Here is a 20,509-nt window from a genome sequence, read left to right as displayed (position 1 = left end):
GCTCGGACGGGCGCTAGCCGGGCAGGTGCTGCCCCTTGTGCCGGGCGTAACAAAGGAAGCGAATGCCTAAGCCCGGCCAGCACGACCTTACCTCTGGCCCGACCGCGCGAACGCTGATCGCCTTCGCGCTACCTACGCTCGGGTCGAATGTCCTCCAATCGCTGAACGGCTCGACCAACGCGATCTGGGTGGGCCGCTTTCTGGGCGAGAGCGCGCTGGCGGGCACGTCCAACGCCAACAACATCATGTTCCTGCTGTTCGGGGCCGTGTTCGGCTTTGGCATGGCGGCGACGATACTGATCGGCCAGGCCTGGGGCCGGCGCGATATCGAAGGCGCGCGGCGGGTATTCGGGTCGGCGATCGGTCTGGTGCTCGGTGCGTCGTTCGTGGTCGCCTTTGCCGGCTGGGCGCTTACGCCACAGATCCTGCGTGCGCTGGCGACGCCGGGCGATGCACAGGCGCAAGCCGCTGCCTATTTGCGGGTCATCTTCATCGGATTGCCGCCGTCGATGGTCCTTGTGCTCCTGTTTATGGGACTGCGGGGCACGGGCGACTCGATGACGCCGCTGTGGTTCATGATCCTGTCGGTGGTGATTGATGGCGGCCTGAACCCGGTGCTGATCCTGGGGCTTGGCCCGGCCCCCAAGCTCGGCATTGCCGGATCGGCTACCGCAACGTTGATTGCCAACATTGTCGCCGTGGGCGCGCTGACCGCGTACATACATTGGCGCAATCTGCCGTTGCGACTGAAGGGGGGCGAGTTGCGGTACCTGTTGCCGAACGCCGCCCTTGTGCGCACGATTGTGGGCAAGGGGCTGCCGATCGGGGCGCAGATGCTGGTCATATCCACCGCCGGCCTGACCATGATGGGTTTGGTCAACCGCAACGGCGTCGACACGACGGCGGCATTCGGCATCGCGCTCCAGCTTTGGGGCTATATCCAGATGCCCGCGCTGGCGATCGGGGCCGCGGTCAGCGCGATGGCCGCGCAGAACATTGGCGCGGGTCGATGGGATCGGGTTTCGCAGATCACCAGGGCCGGCTTGCTCACCAACACGGCACTGACCGGCGTCATGGTCGCATTGGTGCTCATCTTCGATCGACTCATCCTTAGCCTGTTCGTGGGTACGGCCAGCCCCGCACTGCCGATCGCGCAGCACCTCAGCCTGATCGCGACCTGGGGATTTATCCTGTTCGGGGGAACGATGGTCCTGTTCGGGGTCGTGCGGGCAAACGGGTCGGTGTGGGGGCCGCTCGCTATCCTGTTCATCGCCATGTTCCCGGTTCGCCTCGGCGCCGCCTTCGCGCTTCGGCCGGTGTTGGGGCTTGACGCGCTATGGTGGAGTTTCCCGATCGGTTCGGCAGCAACCCTGGTGCTGGCGGCCCTGTTCTACCGGTATGGACGTTGGCGCAGAGGTGCCCTGACGATCCCGCCAGAAGGCGAGCAGCTGGCCCAGGGTGATCGCGACACGTCGGCAGCGCTGCATCCGGGCGCTTAGGCCGGCACCATCACCTCGATCACCCCCGCTGCGATCTTGGCCGTCACCGGGGTGGTCGCCAGTACCTCACCATCGATGGAGATGGGCAGTGGCGGCTCGGTACGGATCTTCAGGCTCTTGCCGCGAAAGTCGCGGGTATCCTCATGACGGGCCTTGTGGCGCAGAAAGCTCGCCGCCCAGTTCTTGACCAATCTGCGCCTGACGTTCCCGACAACCGCCTGCACCACGATCTCCCCCGATGTGATGGAGGCGCCGTCCACGAGTTCCGTGCCGCCGTGATAGGGTCCGTTGGAGATACGCACCTCCACGACTTTCATCCGCTGCTCATTCTTGCCCTCGCCGACGATCAGGGTGAATGGCTTGAAGCGGGTGAACTGGTACGCCGCCCACGCGAGATAACCGGCCCGGCCTCCGACCTTCTTCAGGTTATGCGGCACCGTTTCTGCGATCTTGGGGCTCAATCCCATGGCCGCGCAATTAGCGAAATAATCGTCGTCGATCATGCCGAGGTCAATCCGCTTGGGTCGGCCGCTTCGAAGCACTTCAACCGCACCGGCGACGTCCAATGGTATGCCGAGCGACCGTGCGAAGCTGTTGGCCGTGCCAAGTGGCAGGACGCCCAGCACCACGTTCTTGCCGACGAGAAGGTCGACAAGCCCGCTGATCGTGCCATCGCCGCCGCCCAGGATGACGAGGTCCGGCTTCTTCTCCAGCGCGCGCAGGACGACGTCTTCCAGATCATCGGGATCCTCGACGGCGTGGGCGTCAATGGGGCAGGGAAGGTGCTGCAACGCTTCGCGGGCCTGCTCGAACATGCGCTGGCCGCGACGCGACTTGGCGTTCACGATCAGTGCGGCACTCTTAATCTCAGGCATGTAGCGCTCCGATTGGTTGCGCTTCCGCAACGCTTGGCAAGTGTGCCGCGATCCCGCATGGCCGGCGCATGTCGAGCTTTCCTGCAATCCGTCTGCGTCGCACCCGGGCAACGGCCTGGAGTCGCCGGCTTCATGCCGAAAACGTGCTGACGCCTGCCGACCTGATCTGGCCGTTGTTCGTAACCGCCGGGAGTGGGCTTGAGGAGCCGATCGCCAGCTTGCCGGGCGTATCGCGCTGGTCGCTGGACCTGCTGGTTGACCGGGCCAAGGAGGCGCGTGACGCCGGTATACCCTGCCTCGCGCTGTTTCCGAACACCGAGCCCGACAGGCGTACCGAGGATGGTCGGGAAGCGCTGAACCCGGACAACCTCATGTGCCGCGCGATCAGGGCATTGAAGGACGCTGTGCCGGAAGTTGGCTTGCTGACCGATGTAGCGCTCGATCCTTATACGAGCCATGGCCATGACGGGCTGGTCGATGAGGCTGGATACGTCATCAACGATGCAACGGCGGAGATCCTCGTCGGCCAGGCACTGAACCAGGCGAACGCGGGCGCAGACATCATCGCCCCGTCTGACATGATGGACGGACGCGTGGGGCAGATCCGCGGCGCACTGGAGGACGCGGGCCACCACAACGTTCAGATCATGAGCTATGCCGCGAAGTACGCCAGTGCCTTTTATGGTCCATTCCGCGATGCGGTCGGCAGCCGCGGGCTGCTGAAAGGCGATAAGAAGACGTACCAGATGGACTCGGCCAATGCGGAGGAAGCGTTGCGGGAGGTCGCGCTCGACCTAGCAGAGGGCGCCGACACCGTGATGGTCAAGCCCGGGTTGCCTTATTTAGACATCATCACGCGGGTTAAGGACCGCTTCGAAATACCGGTCTTCGCGTACCAGGTGTCGGGGGAGTATGCGATGATCGAAGCGGCGGCTGCAGCGGGTGCAGGCGATCGCGATGCGCTGGTCCTCGAGACGCTGATGGCGTTCAAGCGGGCAGGCTGTTCGGGTGTCCTCACTTATCATGCGCTTCATGCCGCGCGGCTGCTGGGCCGGTGATCTGCCCTTCAGGGTCGCTCTACCCGCTTCATGAAAGCCGACGCGCAGGTAATGTCTGACCGGCCCGTGCTGAGGGCGATCGGGCGGCATTTGTTTGTTCCGACGGTGCTGGTGGGGTCGTTCCTGCTGTTCCTGGTGCAGCCCATGGTTGCCCGCATGGCGCTGCCCCGGCTCGGCGGCGCACCGGCGGTATGGAACTCGGCCATGCTTGTCTACCAGGCACTGCTGCTGGCCGGCTATGCTTACGCACATATGATTGGGCGGCTCCGCCCGCGGGTGCAGGCCGGTATTCACGTTGCAGTGCTGCTGGTTGCTTCATTGTGGCTGCCGATCAACCTGATCGCCAGCCAGCCCCCGGCTGATGCTTCGCCCGTCGTATGGACGCCGTGGCTGCTTACCCTGTCGATCGGCCCGTTGTTCTTTGCGGTGTCTGCGGGGGCGCCCCTTGTTCAGCGATGGTGTGCCTTGGCGAGCAACGGGGAGGATCCCTACGCGCTTTATGCCGCATCCAATCTCGGCAGCTTCGGTGGTCTCCTGGCTTATCCGCTTTTGGTCGAGCCCAACATGGCCCTGGCCGCGCAGAGCCGGATGTGGAGCGCGAGTTTTGTGTTGCTGGTCGTACTGGTCACCGGCTGCGCGCTGCGGCTGCCCCGTGGTTCGGCCGCTCCTGATGCAAGGCCGACGAGTTCGCCGCCGTCTTCAGCGCTCGTGCTCCGCTGGATCGTGCTGGCGCTGGTACCGTCGGGGCTGATGCTGGCGACGTCGACCTACATCACTACCGATATCGTCGCGATCCCGCTCCTCTGGGTCATGCCGCTGGGGCTTTATCTGCTCAGTTGGACGGTTGCGTTTGCGGAACGGCGCGGCGCGGCCGACCTGCTCACCCGGATCGCGCCGGTCACCATCCTGTTGTTCGGCGGCATCATTGTTGGCGGCTACCAGAAGCATGCGTTCCTCAGCGCGTTTGTCGCGCTAGCCCTGTTGTTCATGGCGTCGGTCGCGCTGCACACGGCATTGTACCGGAGCCGGCCCGCGCCCGATCGGCTGACCGGGTTCTATCTCGCCACGGCGCTGGGTGGAGCGCTAGGCGGTGTTGCGGCGGGGTTGGTCGCGCCCGTGATCTTCGACTGGAACTATGAGTACCCGCTACTGATCCTCGCCGCAGGTCTTCTGGTGCCACAGGTGTATATCACCGCGCGCCTTCGCGGCCTCTGGCTGTCGCAGACGTCCCGACCTTTCGCGTTCGGTGCAGTCGTGATTGCCATCGCAATCGTGGTTGGTCTTCGGATCGGATCGCCTGATCCGGCCGGGCGAGGGAGCGGGATCGCCTTCCTGCTCATCGCTGTTGCGGGTCTGGCGACACTCGGCGCGCGGCTACCTTATGCCGCGCTCCTTGGCACGGCATTGCTGGCCTTTGGCGGATGGCAGGCGCTGGCGATCAGTTGGCAGGGAGACGCGCGGGTCCGCAGCTACTTCGGCGTTTATACCATTCGCGGCAGTGATCGGGTGCATGAGCTCGATCACGGCACCACACTGCACGGTATCCAGCTGCGCGGTAGCGTGGCGCGGGAGCGGACGCCGACGACCTACTACGCGCCCGGATCTGGCGTGGGACTCGCCATGTCTCTTGTGCCCGCCCTTTACGGTCCGGACGCCTCGATTGGCGTGGTCGGCCTGGGTACGGGAACGCTCGCCTGCTATGCACAGCCTGGCCAGCGCTGGCGCTTTTTCGAGATCGACCCCGCCGTAATCCGGATTGCGCGCCAGCCAGCGAAGTTCAGCTATCTTTCCCGCTGCGCTCCCGACGCTAAGATCAGTCTTGGAGACGCGCGGCTTCGCCTGGCCGGGGAGGCGACTGGCAGCTTCGATCTCCTTGCGCTGGATGCTTTCTCCTCGGACACGGTGCCGATGCACCTGCTCACCCGGGAGGCACTTGCTGGTTATGCGCGGGTGCTCCGGCCCTCCGGCTTGCTCTTGGTGCATGTGTCCAACCGCTTCCTGGACCTCACGCCCGTTGTGGCCGCGGCAGCGCAGGCGGGAGGGTGGCAGGCAATGCAACTCGACTATCGGCCCGGAACGCTGGAGCGAGTGGAGGACGCAGCTTCTGGCTCCTGGTGGATCGCCATGAGCCGGGACAGGAGCTCAATGGACCGACTGCTGCTTTCCAGTCCTGATTGGAAGCCCGTGGCGTCCCGTGCGGGCCTGAGCGCCTGGACGGACGACTATGCTTCGATCCTGCCGCTGATCCGTTCGGGACCCTAGGCTGACGGCAGCTGCGCCGACAGGCGCTCGATTACTTCGCCCTGCCGGGTTGCTTCGGCCGACACGCGGGCGGTGAGTGCATCCAGCGCCGGGTAGCCGGGCGCCAGCGTCGCTGCGCGCTCCGCTCCCAGTTCCTCGACGTCACTCGCAAGAGAGGACACCTGCGCCCGCCAGTCGTCTAGGCGGGCAAGCGCGCTTTGCGCATCAAGCCAAGCATCGCTGCCGACCGGACGCCCTCGCGCTGCGGTGGCCAACCGCTCGGCCAAGGCCTGATCCGCTGCCGCGCCCCTGGCGATGGCAGACAGATTTGCATCCAAGGACACGACTCGCGCGTCCAGCGCTGGGTCAGGCGTCGCCGTCGGGACAGGACGGGGTGCTGGCTCGGCAAATCCCTGCTTCTCTGCGGCCCGCGGCGCAAGGGACGGAAAACTGCCGCCCTCGTGCGCGCAGCCGGTGAGGCTGAGGGCAATGGCGGCGAGCAACAGGGGACGCATCATGGCGATGGCTCTACGAGCCACAAGAAAGTCACGCAACGGACTTGCGCCGCGGCAAAAGCGAGTCTAACAGCCCACCTCCACCGGGCGCCCGTAGCTCAGCTGGATAGAGCATCAGACTACGAATCTGAGGGTCGGACGTTCGAATCGTTCCGGGCGCGCCACTTTCCTCCTGCCGAATGAGCAGGTTGCGAAAGGTGGAATGAGGGCGCGGCAGGTTACCCCTGCCGCGCCCCTCCAAAATTCACAAAGCAGCAGTCGGTAACGCAGGCGCGGAGCCGCTCGCACGCTGTCATGTGTCGCGCTGTAGGTCCGTGGCGTACAAGCGGCGACCTGCGGAATCCGCCAGCACACCATCTTGCTTCTCGGAGCGTGACCTCAACCGCTTGAGCACCGTACGATCGGTAAGCGGGCCACGTTGCAGGGCGTCCGCATGCTGTGATGTGCAGGCGCTTCGATAATCCTATGCCGATCTAAATCCTTAGGCCGCGCCGATCAAAAGCGTGACGTTGGTCGTCCGCGCCGACTCGTTCGCCTGTGTCACGGGCGCAGATGTCTGGACGACCCGGTGGAGCGTCGGCTTCAGGCCGAACAGTCCTTCGGCCTTGCGTCCTGGAAGAATGGTGAGTGCGTCAAGGTTTACGGGCAGTTCCTGCCATGCGCCGTCAATAAAGGCTTCGGTCCGCACGTTGTCTCGGGCGCCGCACAGGCCGGTAAAGAACCGCGCGTCGTGATGCGGGTGCTCCACGACCCGATCCCCGAGGCGACTGCGGTGGTAAGGGTCTGACCTCACGAACCAGCTGTTCCCCTGACGCGCAAGCCGGGATAGCCAGGGTGAGAGCATGAAGAGGCCGAACAGGTCCGACCAGCCCTTGCGTCGAAAAGGTCCGGCCGCATCCTGCCGATTACGATCCACGTTGAAGCCGACCCGACCCCACCTCCCCAGGCCATCGCGGGCCAGATCGGCAAGCTTGTCGAAGTCAGCGTGGCTGGCCTGGTACTTCAACCGCTGCACCACAACCTTGTACGCGGGTGTCTGACTGGCGGACGGGCCTAGCGCGTCCATGATCCTCGCGGCCAGGTCGCAACAATGATCCAGCGTGTCGCGCGGCGTGACGAAGCTGTCCGGCCCTTGCCAGAACTGGTCAGGCTTCACCTGTAGCGCGCCATCCTCATTCTTGGTTAACTGCAGCTTGCGAGCGATGTAACCGTGCTCGCCGGGCTGGAAGTAGTAGAGGTCGCCCAGCGTAGATGTGACATGTCGGCTGCCATGGTGATTGCGCGCAATGTCGAGCAACGGCGCTTCCCCAGGGCAATTGCTCCCTTTCGTCCTCCAGCAATCCCGCCCACAGCCGCTTCACCTCGGCCCCGCAATAGATCACCACAGCATGAGCACCCGAGGTGAAGGCCGCCCGCAAGCTTCCAGAGCTCAACTCATCAATCGACATTTCAAGAATGCCCATTGCGCCGATGCCTTCGCCTCTCGCCAAGGGCCGAACTCGGGCCCTGCAGCAACGCCCCTCATGTCAAACCCTTGCTGGTTTGTATCACTTGGTGATCCGGACCCGAGATATACTGCGACCGGGGGTGCTGGCTCAGGCGCAGTATCAGGCCCGTGTGAACCGCGCGGGCCGTGCGGCAACGGGAAGACCAGGGCGACTCTGTAGCTGGCTACTCTGCAGCGGGACGTCGGAGAGGTGTTAACCGCGAACGGCTCGGATCGCGGCTAAAGCGGCGTCTGCCAGACCCTTGCGGCAGATCAGCAAGTCGGGGAGCAACGGGTTCTCGCGGTTGTAGACCAGCGGGCTGCCGTCGATTCGAGAGGCATGCAGCCCCGACGCCAATGCGACAGCGGCGGGTGCGCAATTGTCCCACTCATATTGACCGCCCTCGTGCAGGTAGATGTCCGCTCGTCCGTCTACGACAGCCATCGCCTTCGCGCCGGCCGATCCCATGGTCAGCGTTTCTGCATCAAGAGTTTCGGCCACTCTAAGGGCAAGGTCGGGGCAGCGGCTGCGGCTCACCACCAGCTTGGGTCGGGGCGCGATTGGTGGGCGGGCAGGGCAGGCGCGATCGGTCGAGAAGGTGCGCCCCATTGCAGGCAAGGCCACCGCACCCTGCGAGGGGCGTCCGTCGATCGCGAGGGCGATATGCACGGCCCAATCGTCACGCCCACTCGCATATTCGCGCGTTCCGTCCAGCGGATCCACTACCCACACCCGCTGCGCCGCACAGCGAGTACGGTCGTCGAAGGACTCTTCGGACAAGATGCAGTCGTTCGGGCGTGCCGTGGCCAACCGCTGGAGGATCAGCGCATTCGCTTCGCGGTCACCGCGATCGCCGAGCGACTTGCCGGCCTCCTCTGCCCCATCGCGGATCGCGATCAGCAGCCTGCCGGCTTCCTCCGCCACGGCGCGGGCCAGGGCAGCGTCAGAGCTCATAAGTCCAGATCCCCAGCACATGTTCGACGATGCGCTCGGCCGCCTCTTCGGCGCTCTCACGCGTGGTGTCGACGCGCAGTTCGGGGTTGATCGGCGGCTCATACGGGCTGGACACGCCAGTGAAGTCGGGGATCTCGCCAGCGCGAGCCTTGGCATACAGGCCCTTCACGTCGCGCCGCTCGGCATCCCCGAGCGGCGTGTCGACAAAGATTTCCACGAATTCGCCCACGGGCACCATGGCTCGCACCATGTCACGTTCCGCGCGGAACGGCGAGATGAAGGCGGTGAGCACGATCAGACCGGCATCGGTCATCAACCGCGCGACTTCCCCGATGCGACGGATGTTTTCTGCGCGATCCGCGTCGCTAAATCCCAGGTCCCGGTTCAGCCCATGACGAATGTTATCGCCGTCGAGCAGAAAGGAATGACGGCCCATCGCATGCAGCCGCTTCTCGACAAGATTGGCGATCGTCGATTTGCCCGCGCCCGACAGCCCGGTGAACCACAGGACGCGGGGGGTCTGACCCTTTTGCAACGCATGGGCGTCGCGCGTGATCTCGCTGGCCTGCCAGTGAACGTTGCTCGCCTGACGCAACGCGCGATCGATCATGCCCGCGGCCACGGTGGCGTTGGTGGTACGGTCGATCAGGATGAAGCCGCCAAGATCGGCGCCCTCGGCATAGGGTTCAAAAACCAGCGCCCGATCGGCCTGGATGTCGACCGCCCCGATGTCGTTCAACGCCAGCGTCGGTGCCGAAACTTCCTCGCCGGTGTCGACATTCACCACATGGCGAGGTGCCTTCACGGTAGCGGCAACAGTCTGCGCGCCGAGCTTCATCAGGTAGCTGCGGCCAGGGACCAGGGGAGCGTCCGACAACCAGACCAGGGTCGCTGAAAGCTGGGCGGCAATGGCGGGGGCGTCGGTCGCGGCCGCGATTACGTCCCCTCGTGAACAATCCATCTCGTCCGCCAGCACCAGCAGCGTCGACTCGCCGGCGCGGGCCACCGGGCGATCACCGTCCAGCGCGACGATACGCGCGACAGTGGTGGCGCGACCGGACGGCAGCACTCGCACCGCATCCCCGGGCCGAACCTCGCCCGCGGTGACCAGGCCCGCGAACCCACGGAAGTCGAGGTCCGGGCGGTTGACCCACTGAACGGGCATGCGGAACGACCGCGCTTCCGCCCGGTCCAGGTCAACCGGGACCGCCTCCAGCTGCTCCAGCAATGTCGGGCCTGCGTACCAGGGCATGGCGTCCCCGCCGGCCGCAACGATGTTTGCACCAGTCAGACCTGATACGGGTACTGCTGTCACCTCCGCGATCCCGATGCTCGCAGCGAAGGCGCGATAATCTCTTACGATCGCGTCAAAGCGGCGCTGGTCATGACCGACCAGGTCCATCTTGTTAACGGCCAGCACGACATGGCGAATCCCGACCAGCTGCACCAGTCGACTGTGCCGGCGCGTCTGGGTCAGGACCCCTTTGCGGGCGTCAATCAGGATCACCGCCGCATCCGCCGTCGAGGCGCCGGTCACCATGTTGCGGGTATATTGTTCGTGGCCAGGCGTGTCGGCGACGATGAACTTGCGCCGCTCGGTCGAGAAGAAGCGGTAGGCCACGTCGATGGTGATGCCCTGTTCCCGCTCCGCCGCGAGCCCGTCCACAAGCAACGCGAAGTCCAGCGCGTCGCCTTGGGTGCCGATGCGTTTCGAATCGCTCGCCAGCGCGTCCAGCTGGTCGGCGAACACGGCGCGAGTATCGTGCAGCAGCCGGCCAATCAGGGTCGACTTGCCGTCATCCACAGAACCGCAGGTGATGAAGCGCAGCATCGACTTGGCGGAGTGGCTGTCGAGGTAGGCGCGGATGTCCTGCGCGACGAGTGGGTCGGGCTGATAGGCAGTCACGCTTAGAAATACCCCTCGCGCTTTTTCTTTTCCATGCTGGCGGCCTGGTCATGGTCGATCGCACGGCCCTGCCGTTCGGAACTGGTGGTCAGCAGCATCTCCTGGATCACCGCTTCCAGGCTCGCCGCCTCACTCTCCACCGCGCCGGTCAACGGGTAGCAGCCGAGCGTCCGGAACCGGATGGAGCGCTCCACCGGCTGCTCACCGGGGCGCAGGCGGAAACGGTCATCGTCGACCATCAGGATCGTACCATCGCGCTCCACCGTGGGGCGCGGCGCCGCCAGATACAGCGGCACGATCTCGATCCCCTCCGCCAGAATATATTGCCAGATGTCGAGTTCGGTCCAATTGGACAGCGGGAACACGCGGATGCTCTCCCCCGGCGCGTGACGGGCGTTGAACAAACGCCAGAGTTCTGGACGCTGCGCCTTGGGGTCCCAACCATGGCTCGCCGAGCGGAAAGAGAAGATGCGCTCCTTCGCGCGGCTTTTCTCCTCGTCCCGCCGCGCCCCGCCGAACGCCGCGTCGAACCGACCCGCGTTCAGGGCCTGCTTCAACCCTTCGGTCTTCCACAAATCGGTATGACGGCTGCCATGGTCGAAGGGGTTGATCCCTTGCGCGTCCGCATCAGGGTTCCGGTGAACAATCAGCTCCATCCCCGCGGCAGCAGCTGCACGGTCGCGCAACGCGTACATCTCGCGGAACTTCCACGTTGTATCGACATGAAGGAGAGGAAACGGTGGCCGTGCGGGAAAGAAGGCCTTGCGGGCCAGATGCAGCATGACGGCCGAGTCCTTGCCGACCGAATAGAGCATGACGGGTCGCTCCGCCTCCGCGACGACCTCGCGCAGGATGTGGATGCTCTCGGCTTCTAGCCGCTGGAGGTGCGTCAGCCTCGTCATGAGGCAAGTCACATAAGGGTCACACGCCGTTGTGCGACCAACTTATCCTGTTGCGGTCACAAGCCATCGCGTTCCCGAGCTTCGCGATCGAGCGAATCTATGATGCGCGCGCCGGCCATGAACACCGCAATCGGGCAAACGGCGAACAGCAGCTTGCCGCCAAAGCCCGGGTACTGGTCGAGGTAGTGCACACCGCGCTCCACCGCGCCGAGCGCCAGGCCATAGATGACGACGAACGCCTCGAACTTGGTCTTGATGACGAACAATCGGCCGATACGCTTGATCATGGTCGTCATCAAGCAAGCCCCGGGCCAGTTGCGCTTTTTAGCCGGTCAGCTGGCGGTAACTACGCCGGGGTGTCAAGAAAGTCGACGATGTCGAGGGCCTTCAACAACTCGCGTCGCGCCCTCTGCGCTGTGGGCCAAGCGCCGAGCGACTGATAATCCGCCGATCGCACCTCCTCGGGCCAATGCTGCGTGACCACCTGCGCGATCAGGTCCAGCCGCGCGTCATCGACCAGAAAACGGGGATCTACATGGTCCGGGTTGCATACAACACGAAGACGCAGGCATGCAGGTCCACCCCCATTGGCCATGGACTGGCGGACATCGACCCATTCGAGCGTGCGGATCGGGCCATTGCCCGCCACCAGATGGTCGAGCCACTGGACCACTCGCGGCCTTTCCTGCGCCTCCGCCGGCAGGATCAGTGCCATTCCACCCGCCGGCAGCGTCACTAGCTGCGCATTAAACAGGTAGCTGGCAACAGCGTCTTCCAGGCTGACGGCAGAGGCAGGAACCTCCACGATCTCCACCTCGGGCAGGCGTTCGCGCAAGTCGGCGAAGAAGCGGTCCTTGTCCTCAAAGGCCTGCTCATGCGCGAACAGGACACGTTCGTTGGCGACTGCGACGACGTCGTTGTGGAAAGCTCCGGCGGCGATCGCTTCCGGCGATTGCTTCACGAACAGGGTGCGGGTGGGATCCAGGCCATGCCGACGCGCGATGGCGGCACAGGCCGTGCGGTGCTGGCGGGCAGGGAAGGGGCCGCCGGGCTCGCCATAAACGAACACCTCTACGCCGGCGCCGTCGTGCCGGAGCCCAAGCCTCATGTGGTTGGCCGCACCTTCGTCGCCAAAGGGTGGTGGTACGGGCGGGTGAACGGCGAAGTGCCGATCGTCAGCGAAGGCCAGGCGAAGCTGATCGAACGTTTCGGTCCACTCATGGCTGCGGTGGGGCAGGGTGACCAGATTGGCTACGGACAGGTGGCAGCGCCCGTCGGACGTGTCCGGCCCTGGCGAAACGGTCGCGGCGTTCGCGGCCCACATCGCCGATGCGGAGCTCGCCTGCGCCCAGGTGAGCGCGTCCGCGGCCTCTGCAGACGTCCCCAAAGCCGCCAGCCAGCTCTGGTCCGGTCTCCGATGCGGAAGGAAGATGCCCTGTTTCAGCCCGAGCCGAAGGTTGGCGCGCATCTTGGCCACCCCTTCCAGCGCAGCAGCACGCGGGCGAGCAACGGCACCTGCGTTCCGGGTCGCCGCCAAATTGCCGACGCTCAGCCCCGCATAGTTGTGGGTCGGCCCGACGATGCCGTCGAAGTTGATCTCGACCAGCGTCACAGCCGCGCCACATGGGTGACGGTGTCGCTCGGCCCGACCTTTAGCGCGGCGGCCGCGTCGGCCGACAATGCAATGCCGCCGTCAGCAGGAGAGACGCACCCGAAGGTGCAGCGAAAGCTGCCTAGCGTTCCGGCCGCAACCAACGACTCGTTCCCTGTCTCGCCACCGACTGATACGACGGTCGAAGTTCTTGCATCGTGGATCGAGCGCACCCGGTCTGTCTGCGCGATCATGGTTGGGCCACCGTCGAAGATGTCGACATAGTTCTCGAACGCGAAGCCCTCATTCTCCAGCATCCGCATGGCAGCGCGCCCGCTCGGATGAGGCAGGCCGATGACCGCCCGCGCGCTCTCGCTCAGCATGGCAGTGTAGATCGGATGTTTGGGCATCAGATCAGCGATGAACTGATGCCCGTTAACCGCGTTGAACTGGTCAGCTTCCTGGAAATTCATGCCGAAGAAGCGGCCCGCCAGCCCATCCCAGAAAGGCGATCCGCCCGCCTCGTCGATGATCCCGCGCAGCTCGGCCAAAACCCGGTCACCAAAGCGCGCGCGGTGCTTGGCGATGAAGAGATAGCGGCTGCGCGCCAACAGCAGCCCCAAACCGCCCGCACGCTCGCCCGGATGCAGGAAAAGCCCGCCAACCTCGCTTGCACCCTCCAGGTCGGTGGTAAGCGTCAGCATCTCCGCCCGGAATGTCCGGTCTAGCTCGCGGCTATGCTGGGTCAGCGTGCCCAGGCGATAGCTGTAGAACGGGTGCCGCTTGCCGACATGGGTGAAGATCTGGCTGGTCCCGCGTACCTCACCCGTTTCCGTATTCTCCAGCACCAGTACGAACAGCTCGTCCGCGACCTCGCCATTGCCTTCGCGCTCGAAAGCCTCGCGCGCGCGGTCCAGTTTCGCCTGAAGAGCGCGCCGGTCTGGCGGCAAGTTGGTGAAGCCGCCGCCTGTCAGCTTGGCCATTTCGTACAAGGGGCGCAGGTCGCGGTCGGTCGCCGCTCGGATCACGAAGCTCATGAAGCAAGTCTTAGCATGGTCACGGCCGAAAGCGCCGCGCGCTCGTGCAGGCTGTGGAGAAGAACGAATTCGTCGGACGAATGGATCGAACCACCCCGCACGCCCATGGTGTCCACCACCGGCACGCCGGCCGCGGCAATGTTGTTGCCGTCGCACACGCCGCCGGTGTCCCGCCAAGCGACGGATATGCCAAGGTCCTCGCCCGCCTTACGGACCAGGCCGAACAATGTCAGCGCGGCTGCATCGAGCGGCTTGGGCGGGCGGCGCGAGCCAGGATGAACCTCCACTGCGACCTCGTAGCGGGCCGACACCGTGGCGACGGCTTCCGCGATGGCCTGCTCACCGCGCGCGGCCGCCTCCGCGTCGCGCGGGCGCATGTTGACATGGAGTACTGCCATGTCCGGCACCACATTGTTGGGGCCGCCGCCCTCGATCCGGGCCGGGTTGACCGACAGGCCGTCGAAGGTTGCATCCGCCAGCCGCACCGCCAGCGCGGCGGCCGCGACAAGAGAGTTGCGCCCGTCGAGCGGGTTGCGCCCGGCATGCGCGCTGCGTCCGCGTACCGCCAGGGCGAGGTTTACCGAGCCGCCCCGCGCGCCTGCGAGCGTTCCATCGGCCAGCGCCGGCTCATAGGTCAGCGCCGCCCGCTTGCCCCGCGCTGCCTGCGCAATCAGGGCGGACGAGGACATGGAGCCCGTCTCCTCGTCTGAGTTGATCAAGACCTCATATCCGAGCGTGTTCGCGCCGACCGCTTCGACGGCCGCCAGCGCTGCCAGCATCGTGGCAAGGCCACCCTTCATGTCAGCAACGCCTGGGCCGTTCAGCACCCCCGGTGCCAGGTCGCGTACAGCCTGGAAGGGGTGGTCCGCTCCGTACACGGTATCCATGTGCCCCGTCAGCAATAGCTGTAGGGGCGCGTTGGGCCGTACGGCCAACCGCAGGTGCCGCCCATGCTCGATGGCCCGCACGGCCCCGTCCGCGCCGACCCGCGTCACCGGCTCGGGATCGATGAAGCTGATATCGCCCGGCAAGGCCGACAGTGCGTCGGCAAGCACCGCTCCCATTTGCGCAACGCCGGACAGGTTGCCTGTTCCGCTGTTGATGGCCGCCCAGGATCGCGTTCGCGCCTCCATCAGGCTCGCGTCGATGCGCGCGATCGCTTCCTGCTCGCGTGGCGTCAGCTCGCTCAAAAGGCGTACACCAGCGACGCGCGGGTGGTGGTGTCCGTCGACACGGAGCCCAGCGGCGGATCGCTCTCATATTGGACGTTGTACGACAATTGCGCCGACAGCGGGCCCAGCAGCTTGGCGTTCAGCGCCGTCTTCGTGCTGATCGTGGAGTTTACCCGCTGGACATATGCAGACGCGGTTTCGCGGACTGACAAGGCATTCGTGATCCGCCACGCGACGTCCAGCGAGCCACGCGTCGCCAACTCACTCGTTCGGTTGGCGTCAGTGAAGTTGGTGTACCGAAACGCGGGCCCCAGCTCCAGGTCGAGCGTCAGCGAGGGCGACTTGATCGCGCTATAGCCTGCACCGACGGAGGCCGAGGCGCGATCGTAGAAGCCCAGGAACCGGTCGCTCTCATATTGCGCCTGCCCGTACACATAGGCGCGATCGTCAATTTTGAAGTTCGGTTCGTAGCTCGCCATGTAATGTTCGCGCGTGGTGACGCCGAGGTTGGACTGATAGTCGATCTGGCCGCGCAGCTTGTGACGCCAGCGCAGCCCTTCGCGGGACAGGTCGGCGACCGCGCTTAGGCCCGAGGTGTCCGAATTGCCCGTGGTCAGGAACCCGCCCACCTCCAACCGACCGCGCCACAGGTGCAGGAAACCTGCATCCATGATTACCGCGCGCCGCTGCTTTTCCCTATCCGCGCGCCAATCCTGTGCAATCTTCAACACGGCATCGCCGCTCGCCGGGTCTGCCGTACGAGCGAGTTTCACGATCGTGTTGATCTCGCCATCGTTACCCCCGGCAAGCGCGGCGTCGAGCATCGCGCGGATCGACTCGGGTATGGCTTGGTCGGACCATCGCGCCTGGGCCGGCTTGTCGTCGGGAACGACGGCGGCGGTTAACAGGGCGGCGAGCAGCAGCGGCATGGGAAAGCCGTTAACGCCCGGCGCTGGCGTGCGGAAGAGTGCGACCGATCACGCGTGCGGTTTCGGCGACGGGGGCAGGTGGCCTGCGAAGGCCGCGAGTACATCCTCATAGAGCTTGCGCTTGAATGGCACCACGGTGGCAGGAAGCTCGGCCGGGTCGGTCCACCGCCACGCCCGGAACTCGGGATGCGCTGTGCGTATGTTGATGTCGCTGTCACGACCGTTGAAGCGGAACAGGAACCAGCGCTGGCGCTGGCCACGCCATTTCCCCTTCCAGACCTTGCCGATCAGCTCGTCGGGCAGATCATAGAATAGTTCGTTCGGTGCTTCGGCGATCAGCTCTACCTGTTCGGGCGTGACGCCGGTTTCCTCGCCCAACTCACGAATGGCGGCCGCACGTGCGTCCTCGCCCGGATCGATGCCGCCCTGGGGCATTTGCCAGGCCTCCAACGTCGAATCGAGCCGCTGCCCGACAAAGACCTGGCCCGATCGGTTGACCAGCATCACCCCGGCGCAGGGGCGGTAGGGAAGGGTGGCCGGGTCAGTCATTCGGATCGGCTCGCAGCTCGGAACGGGCCGTGGCGGATTGCCGATTGGCCGGGCTGGCCTACCTAGGCGGGGTGATCCCCATCGTCCACCACCCCGATTACGTCGCCGCTCCCGATCCCCGCGCCAGGGCCCAATCCAGCAAGAACGGCCTGATCCGTGACATGCTGAACGACAGCGGCGTGCCGATCGTCTGGCACGTGCCCGACCCCATGCCCCCACACTGGTTGGAGGAGGTGCACGACCCCGCCTATGTTGCGCAGGTCCTGTCGGCCGCCGTGCCGGCCGAAAAGGAGCGCCGCATCGGGTTTCCAGTGACTGAGCAGGTCGCGCGCAGGGCTCAGGCCGTGCCTGGCGGCACCTGGCTCGCCGCCTGCCTGGCGCTTCGCCATGGGTTCGCGGCCAACAGCGCGGGGGGTAGCCACCATGCCCTGGCCGACACGGGCGCCGGCTATTGTGTGTTCAACGACCTTGCTGTGTCGGCCGTGCGGCTGGTCGAGGAAGGCGCGGTGGAACGATTGCTGGTCGTCGATGTCGACGTGCATCAGGGCGACGGCACCGCCGCCCTTACTGCCGGTCGAGCCGGCATCGCCACCTACTCCATCCATGCCGCGAAGAACTTCCCGGCCCGAAAGGCGCGCTCCACGCTCGACGTAGCGCTGGCCGACGGCGTCGGCGACGACGAGTATCTCGATACGCTCCGACGAACGCTTGTGCCCATGCTGGACGACGTGCGCCCGCAACTGATCCTGTATCAGGCCGGCGTCGACCCATTTGAGGGGGATCAACTCGGCCGGCTCGCGCTGACCGATGAGGGTCTTGCCCGTCGTGAGCGGCTTGTGGCGGAACTTGCGCTGGCGCGTGGCGTCCCACTCGCAAGCACGGTTGGCGGCGGTTACGGCTCGGACAAGGAAGCGATCGCCAGGCGGCACGTAAGTGCGATCCTGACGCTAGGTGCCTGCTGGGCATAGCCCTGGGCCGAGGCGTGACTGTTTGCGATTCGTCTGCCGCTCTTCCCAAGCGTGGGCCGCACATGGGAAAGAGGGCAAGCCGCCGCACCCGATCTGAACGGCAGGTTGCTGGCGATAACCTGCGACACTTCTGCCACGGGTTTGTCGGCGCGCACCGGAACGCAAGTGGGCCGGGGACGTAACGACCTCATGCCCGCTCCCGTTCTGCTCTGGCTGCGCCAAGACCTTCGCCTTCATGACCAGCCCGCACTCATCGCGGCGGCGGAACAAGGGCCTGTCATCCCGCTCTACGTCCTTGATGATGAGGGGCCGGGCGAGTGGCGGATCGGCGGCGCCCAGCGTTGGTGGTTGCACCACAGCCTGTTCCGCCTCGCGCAGGATCTGGAAGCGAAGGGGAGCCGCCTGATCCTGCGCCGCGGCCCGGTTGCCGCGACGATCGCAGCGGTGCTGGCCGAAACCGGCGCAACGCAGGTCCATGCGCTCCGCCACTTCGAACCCTGGTGGCGCGCGGCGGAGGCGTCCTTGGGCGACGCGCTGCACTTGCATGATGGAAATCACCTGATCCGCCCGGACACACTTACGACCGGCTCAGGCGGGGCTTACCGCATCTTCGCCTCGTTCTGGAAAGCACTCGAACCCAAGCTGCCGCCCGGTGACCCGGTGCCTGCGCCGGATCATCTGCCCGCGCCCAAACACTGGCCAGCCAGCGACTCGCTGGCAAGCTGGGGATTTTTGCCGTCGAAACCCGACTGGGCGACCGGCTTCGGATGGCAGGTCGGCGAGGACGCTGCCCTGGCCAAGGCGCACGCATTCCGCGCCAAGGTGGCCGCGTATGAGGAGCAGCGGAATCTACCGGCCGAGGAGGGCACCTCCCAACTCTCCCCGCACCTCCACTTCGGCGAGATCTCTCCACGCACGCTCTGGGACGCGATCAGGAACGCACCAGACGCGCTGAAATTTCACACGGAGCTGGCCTGGCGCGACTTCACCGCCAGCCTGACCACCGCGCTGCCCCGCTATGCCGAGGAGGAGGGCAGGGCGTCGATGAAGACCTTTCCGTGGCGCTCCGGCCCGCATGCTGCGAGCGACCTCAGGGCGTGGCAACGCGGCCGGACCGGGTACCCGATCGTCGACGCCGGTATGCGCCAGCTTTGGAAGACGGGCTGGATGCACAATCGCGTCCGCATGATCACCGCCAGCTTTCTGGTGAAGCATCTGCTCATCGACTGGCGCGAAGGCGAACGGTGGTTCTGGGACACGCTGATCGATGCGGATTACGGCAACAACGCCGTGAACTGGCAGTGGATCGCGGGTACTGGAATCGACGCCAACATGTTCACCCGGATCATGGCGCCGCTGACCCAGTCGGAGAAGTTCGGCGCGGGCTCATATATTCGCCGCTGGGTGCCGGAACTAGCTGAACTGCCCGACGCTGTTATACATGACCCGGATGAGCATGGCCGTCGGCCCGCCAATTACCCGCCGAAGATGATCGGTCATCGCGAGGCAAGGGAACGCGCGCTCGCCGCCAATCGCGCTCATCGCTGACCCTCTTCCCTCAACCGCCCCGCTCCGGCATGGGACGCGCGATGATGGGGGCAGGGCAGTTGGTGGGGCCGGCGTTTGGCGCGCGCGTGCTTGCCAGGATCGACAAGGGGCTGGTCGCCGGGGCGATTGAAGCGACGCTACCCGACGGTATGCAGCGGTTAATTGGGGGCCATGCACCGGGACCTAGGGCTCGGATCACCCTGCATCGCTGGCGTGCGTTAGTTCGGCTGGTGACGGGAGGCTCGATCGGCTGGTATCGCGGCTGGGAGGATGGCGACTGGTCGAGCGACGATCCGGTACCGATTTTCGACTTGTTCATGCGCAACCGGGTAAGCTTGGGCGCAACGGCGCGAGCAGGCGGTCCGCGGCGTTGGCTCGCGCGGGTGAACCATTGGCGCCGCCGCAACCACCCGGCCCAGGCACGCGAGAATATCGAGGCGCATTACGATCTCGGGAATGACTTTTACGCCGCGTGGCTGGACGACACGCTGACGTATTCCAGCGCCTTGTTCGCCGACCCTTCCGAACCACTTGAGCAGGCGCAGCACCGCAAGCTGGCCGCCATCCTGGAGCGTACGGGCGCCAGACCGGGCGACACAGTGCTGGAAATCGGCTGCGGCTGGGGCAGCTTCGCCGAAGCTGCAGCGCGTGCTGGCGTGCACGTTCACGGCCTCACCCTCTCGCGCGAGCAGGCCCGTTTCGTCGAAGACCGCATGGCGCGCCAGCAGCTGGCCGGGGTCACGGTCTCACTCACTGATTATCGGGATGAGCGCGGCCGCTATGACGCGATTGCCTCGATCGAGATGGTTGAAGCGGTGGGTGAGGAATATTGGCCTGCCTATCTCGACACGATCGCGCGATGTTTGAAGCCTGGCGGCCGTGCGGCAATCCAGCTGATCTCGATCGCGGACGACACGTTTCGCGCCTATGCCGACAATGTCGACTTCATCCAGCAGTACATATTTCCAGGCGGCATGCTCATTTCGGAAAGTCGATTTCGGGCACTGGCGGGGGCCCGCGGCTTGCAGTGGCGCGATCGGCACGGCTTCGGGCTGGACTATGCCGAGACGCTCCGCCGCTGGCGCGAACGTTTCGACATTGCCGACCGGGAGGGACGCTTGCCCGCCCGGCTCGACAAGCGCTTTCGCGATCGTTGGCGCTTTTACCTGATGTACTGCGAGGGCGGCTTTCGGGGCGGCGGTATCGATGTCGCGCAGGTGACGCTGGTCAAGGGCGATTGAGCCGGCCGGGCTGGCCAAAGATCAAGGGGGACGGGTG

18 protein-coding genes and 1 tRNA gene are annotated in these 20,509 nt (G+C 65.4%); 7 read left to right on the top strand and 12 right to left on the bottom strand.

The genetic code is table 11. The features are described from left to right. Positions 1-62 precede the first annotated feature (62 nt). On the top strand, positions 63-1,499 hold the full coding sequence (locus tag FHS94_RS02955; protein WP_184054529.1) for an MATE family efflux transporter: 1,437 nt from the start codon (positions 63-65) through the stop codon (positions 1,497-1,499). Here the strand turns inward: FHS94_RS02955 and FHS94_RS02950 are convergent. Beyond that, the gene (locus tag FHS94_RS02950) at positions 1,496-2,374 is read right to left on the bottom strand and encodes a diacylglycerol/lipid kinase family protein (RefSeq protein WP_184054527.1); all 879 of its coding nucleotides are present in this window, start codon (positions 2,372-2,374) and stop codon (positions 1,496-1,498) included. The two genes, FHS94_RS02955 and FHS94_RS02950, sit on opposite strands and share 4 nt — an antisense overlap. A 68-nt stretch (positions 2,375-2,442) precedes the next feature. Between FHS94_RS02950 and hemB the strand changes: the two genes are divergently transcribed. Together hemB and FHS94_RS02940 are read left to right on the top strand one after the other, a co-directional pair. Beyond that, a complete protein-coding gene (hemB, locus tag FHS94_RS02945; RefSeq protein ID WP_184054525.1) occupies positions 2,443-3,432 on the top strand; it encodes a porphobilinogen synthase in 990 nt (329 codons plus the stop codon). A 51-nt stretch (positions 3,433-3,483) separates the two neighbouring features. Further along, on the top strand, positions 3,484-5,694 hold the full coding sequence (locus tag FHS94_RS02940) for a spermidine synthase (protein WP_184054523.1): 2,211 nt from the start codon (positions 3,484-3,486) through the stop codon (positions 5,692-5,694). Here FHS94_RS02940 and FHS94_RS02935 read toward each other — a convergent pair. Further along, on the bottom strand, positions 5,691-6,191 hold the full coding sequence (locus tag FHS94_RS02935) for a hypothetical protein (protein WP_246348331.1): 501 nt from the start codon (positions 6,189-6,191) through the stop codon (positions 5,691-5,693). The two genes, FHS94_RS02940 and FHS94_RS02935, sit on opposite strands and share 4 nt — an antisense overlap. Positions 6,192-6,275: 84 nt before the next feature. On the opposite strand from FHS94_RS02935, the gene FHS94_RS02930 reads away from it, so the two are divergent. After that, positions 6,276-6,352: transfer RNA gene (locus FHS94_RS02930), tRNA-Arg, on the top strand. A 317-nt stretch (positions 6,353-6,669) separates the two neighbouring features. Here the strand turns inward: FHS94_RS02930 and FHS94_RS02925 are convergent. The 10 genes from FHS94_RS02925 to FHS94_RS02880 form a co-directional block, all read right to left on the bottom strand. Next, on the bottom strand, positions 6,670-7,485 hold the full coding sequence (locus tag FHS94_RS02925; RefSeq protein WP_184054521.1) for a hypothetical protein: 816 nt from the start codon (positions 7,483-7,485) through the stop codon (positions 6,670-6,672). A 403-nt stretch (positions 7,486-7,888) separates the two neighbouring features. After that, positions 7,889-8,629, bottom strand: coding sequence for a 3'(2'),5'-bisphosphate nucleotidase CysQ (locus tag FHS94_RS02920; protein WP_184054519.1), 741 nt, complete (start codon positions 8,627-8,629; stop codon positions 7,889-7,891). Next, the gene (cysN, locus tag FHS94_RS02915; protein WP_184054517.1) at positions 8,619-10,535 is read right to left on the bottom strand and encodes a sulfate adenylyltransferase subunit CysN; all 1,917 of its coding nucleotides are present in this window, start codon (positions 10,533-10,535) and stop codon (positions 8,619-8,621) included. Before cysN ends, FHS94_RS02920 begins: the two co-directional genes overlap by 11 nt. 2 nt (positions 10,536-10,537) lie before the next feature. Then, the gene (gene cysD / locus FHS94_RS02910; protein ID WP_184054515.1) at positions 10,538-11,437 is read right to left on the bottom strand and encodes a sulfate adenylyltransferase subunit CysD; all 900 of its coding nucleotides are present in this window, start codon (positions 11,435-11,437) and stop codon (positions 10,538-10,540) included. Positions 11,438-11,493: 56 nt separating this feature from the next. Continuing rightward, entirely contained in the window at positions 11,494-11,724 is a 231-nt protein-coding gene (locus tag FHS94_RS02905) for a hypothetical protein (RefSeq protein WP_184055250.1), read from the bottom strand. A 59-nt stretch (positions 11,725-11,783) separates the two neighbouring features. Then, entirely contained in the window at positions 11,784-13,049 is a 1,266-nt protein-coding gene (locus FHS94_RS02900; RefSeq protein WP_184054513.1) for an N-succinylarginine dihydrolase, read from the bottom strand. Further along, positions 13,046-14,065 (bottom strand): arginine N-succinyltransferase, encoded by a 1,020-nt coding sequence (locus FHS94_RS02895; protein WP_184054511.1) that lies wholly within the window; start codon positions 14,063-14,065, stop codon positions 13,046-13,048. The genes FHS94_RS02900 and FHS94_RS02895 overlap by 4 nt, the downstream gene beginning before the upstream one ends. Continuing rightward, complete coding sequence (locus FHS94_RS02890) at positions 14,062-15,255, bottom strand: hydrolase (RefSeq protein ID WP_425506154.1); 1,194 nt, start codon at positions 15,253-15,255, stop codon at positions 14,062-14,064. Before FHS94_RS02890 ends, FHS94_RS02895 begins: the two co-directional genes overlap by 4 nt. After that, complete coding sequence (locus tag FHS94_RS02885) at positions 15,252-16,166, bottom strand: DUF481 domain-containing protein (protein WP_184054509.1); 915 nt, start codon at positions 16,164-16,166, stop codon at positions 15,252-15,254. The genes FHS94_RS02890 and FHS94_RS02885 overlap by 4 nt, the downstream gene beginning before the upstream one ends. A gap of 48 nt (positions 16,167-16,214) precedes the next feature. Further along, positions 16,215-16,715 carry an RNA pyrophosphohydrolase gene (locus tag FHS94_RS02880; protein WP_184054507.1) on the bottom strand — a complete coding sequence of 167 codons (501 nt, stop codon included), beginning with the start codon at positions 16,713-16,715 and terminating at the stop codon, positions 16,215-16,217. A 71-nt stretch (positions 16,716-16,786) separates the two neighbouring features. On the opposite strand from FHS94_RS02880, the gene FHS94_RS02875 reads away from it, so the two are divergent. The 3 genes from FHS94_RS02875 to FHS94_RS02865 all read left to right on the top strand — a co-directional run bounded on the left by FHS94_RS02875 (position 16,787) and on the right by FHS94_RS02865 (position 20,472). Then, the gene (locus tag FHS94_RS02875) at positions 16,787-17,683 is read left to right on the top strand and encodes an arginase family protein (protein ID WP_184055246.1); all 897 of its coding nucleotides are present in this window, start codon (positions 16,787-16,789) and stop codon (positions 17,681-17,683) included. Between the two features lie 189 nt (positions 17,684-17,872). Continuing rightward, positions 17,873-19,231 (top strand): cryptochrome/photolyase family protein, encoded by a 1,359-nt coding sequence (locus FHS94_RS02870; protein WP_184054505.1) that lies wholly within the window; start codon positions 17,873-17,875, stop codon positions 19,229-19,231. 29 nt (positions 19,232-19,260) lie between these two features. After that, the gene (locus FHS94_RS02865; RefSeq protein ID WP_184054503.1) at positions 19,261-20,472 is read left to right on the top strand and encodes an SAM-dependent methyltransferase; all 1,212 of its coding nucleotides are present in this window, start codon (positions 19,261-19,263) and stop codon (positions 20,470-20,472) included. Positions 20,473-20,509 lie beyond the last annotated feature (37 nt).

The sequence above is a fragment of the Sphingomonas aerophila genome (genome assembly GCF_014199305.1).
In the GTDB taxonomy this organism is placed as follows: Bacteria; Pseudomonadota; Alphaproteobacteria; order Sphingomonadales; family Sphingomonadaceae; genus Sphingomonas; species Sphingomonas aerophila.
The sequence above is the reverse complement of the archived record's forward strand: the minus strand, read 5'-3'. Positions and strand labels throughout refer to the sequence as shown.

Coding starts and splice junctions, on each gene's coding strand:
- FHS94_RS02955 (WP_184054529.1), top strand. CDS start 63: ATGCCTAAGCCCGGCCAGCACGACCTTACCTCTGGCCCGACCGCGCGA.
- FHS94_RS02950 (WP_184054527.1), bottom strand. CDS start 2,374: ATGCCTGAGATTAAGAGTGCCGCACTGATCGTGAACGCCAAGTCGCGT.
- hemB (WP_184054525.1), top strand. CDS start 2,443: ATGTCGAGCTTTCCTGCAATCCGTCTGCGTCGCACCCGGGCAACGGCC.
- FHS94_RS02940 (WP_184054523.1), top strand. CDS start 3,484: ATGTCTGACCGGCCCGTGCTGAGGGCGATCGGGCGGCATTTGTTTGTT.
- FHS94_RS02935 (WP_246348331.1), bottom strand. CDS start 6,191: ATGATGCGTCCCCTGTTGCTCGCCGCCATTGCCCTCAGCCTCACCGGC.
- FHS94_RS02920 (WP_184054519.1), bottom strand. CDS start 8,629: ATGAGCTCTGACGCTGCCCTGGCCCGCGCCGTGGCGGAGGAAGCCGGC.
- cysD (WP_184054515.1), bottom strand. CDS start 11,437: ATGACGAGGCTGACGCACCTCCAGCGGCTAGAAGCCGAGAGCATCCAC.
- FHS94_RS02905 (WP_184055250.1), bottom strand. CDS start 11,724: ATGATCAAGCGTATCGGCCGATTGTTCGTCATCAAGACCAAGTTCGAG.
- FHS94_RS02895 (WP_184054511.1), bottom strand. CDS start 14,065: ATGAGCTTCGTGATCCGAGCGGCGACCGACCGCGACCTGCGCCCCTTG.
- FHS94_RS02885 (WP_184054509.1), bottom strand. CDS start 16,166: ATGCCGCTGCTGCTCGCCGCCCTGTTAACCGCCGCCGTCGTTCCCGAC.
- FHS94_RS02880 (WP_184054507.1), bottom strand. CDS start 16,715: ATGACTGACCCGGCCACCCTTCCCTACCGCCCCTGCGCCGGGGTGATG.
- FHS94_RS02870 (WP_184054505.1), top strand. CDS start 17,873: ATGCCCGCTCCCGTTCTGCTCTGGCTGCGCCAAGACCTTCGCCTTCAT.
- FHS94_RS02865 (WP_184054503.1), top strand. CDS start 19,261: ATGGGACGCGCGATGATGGGGGCAGGGCAGTTGGTGGGGCCGGCGTTT.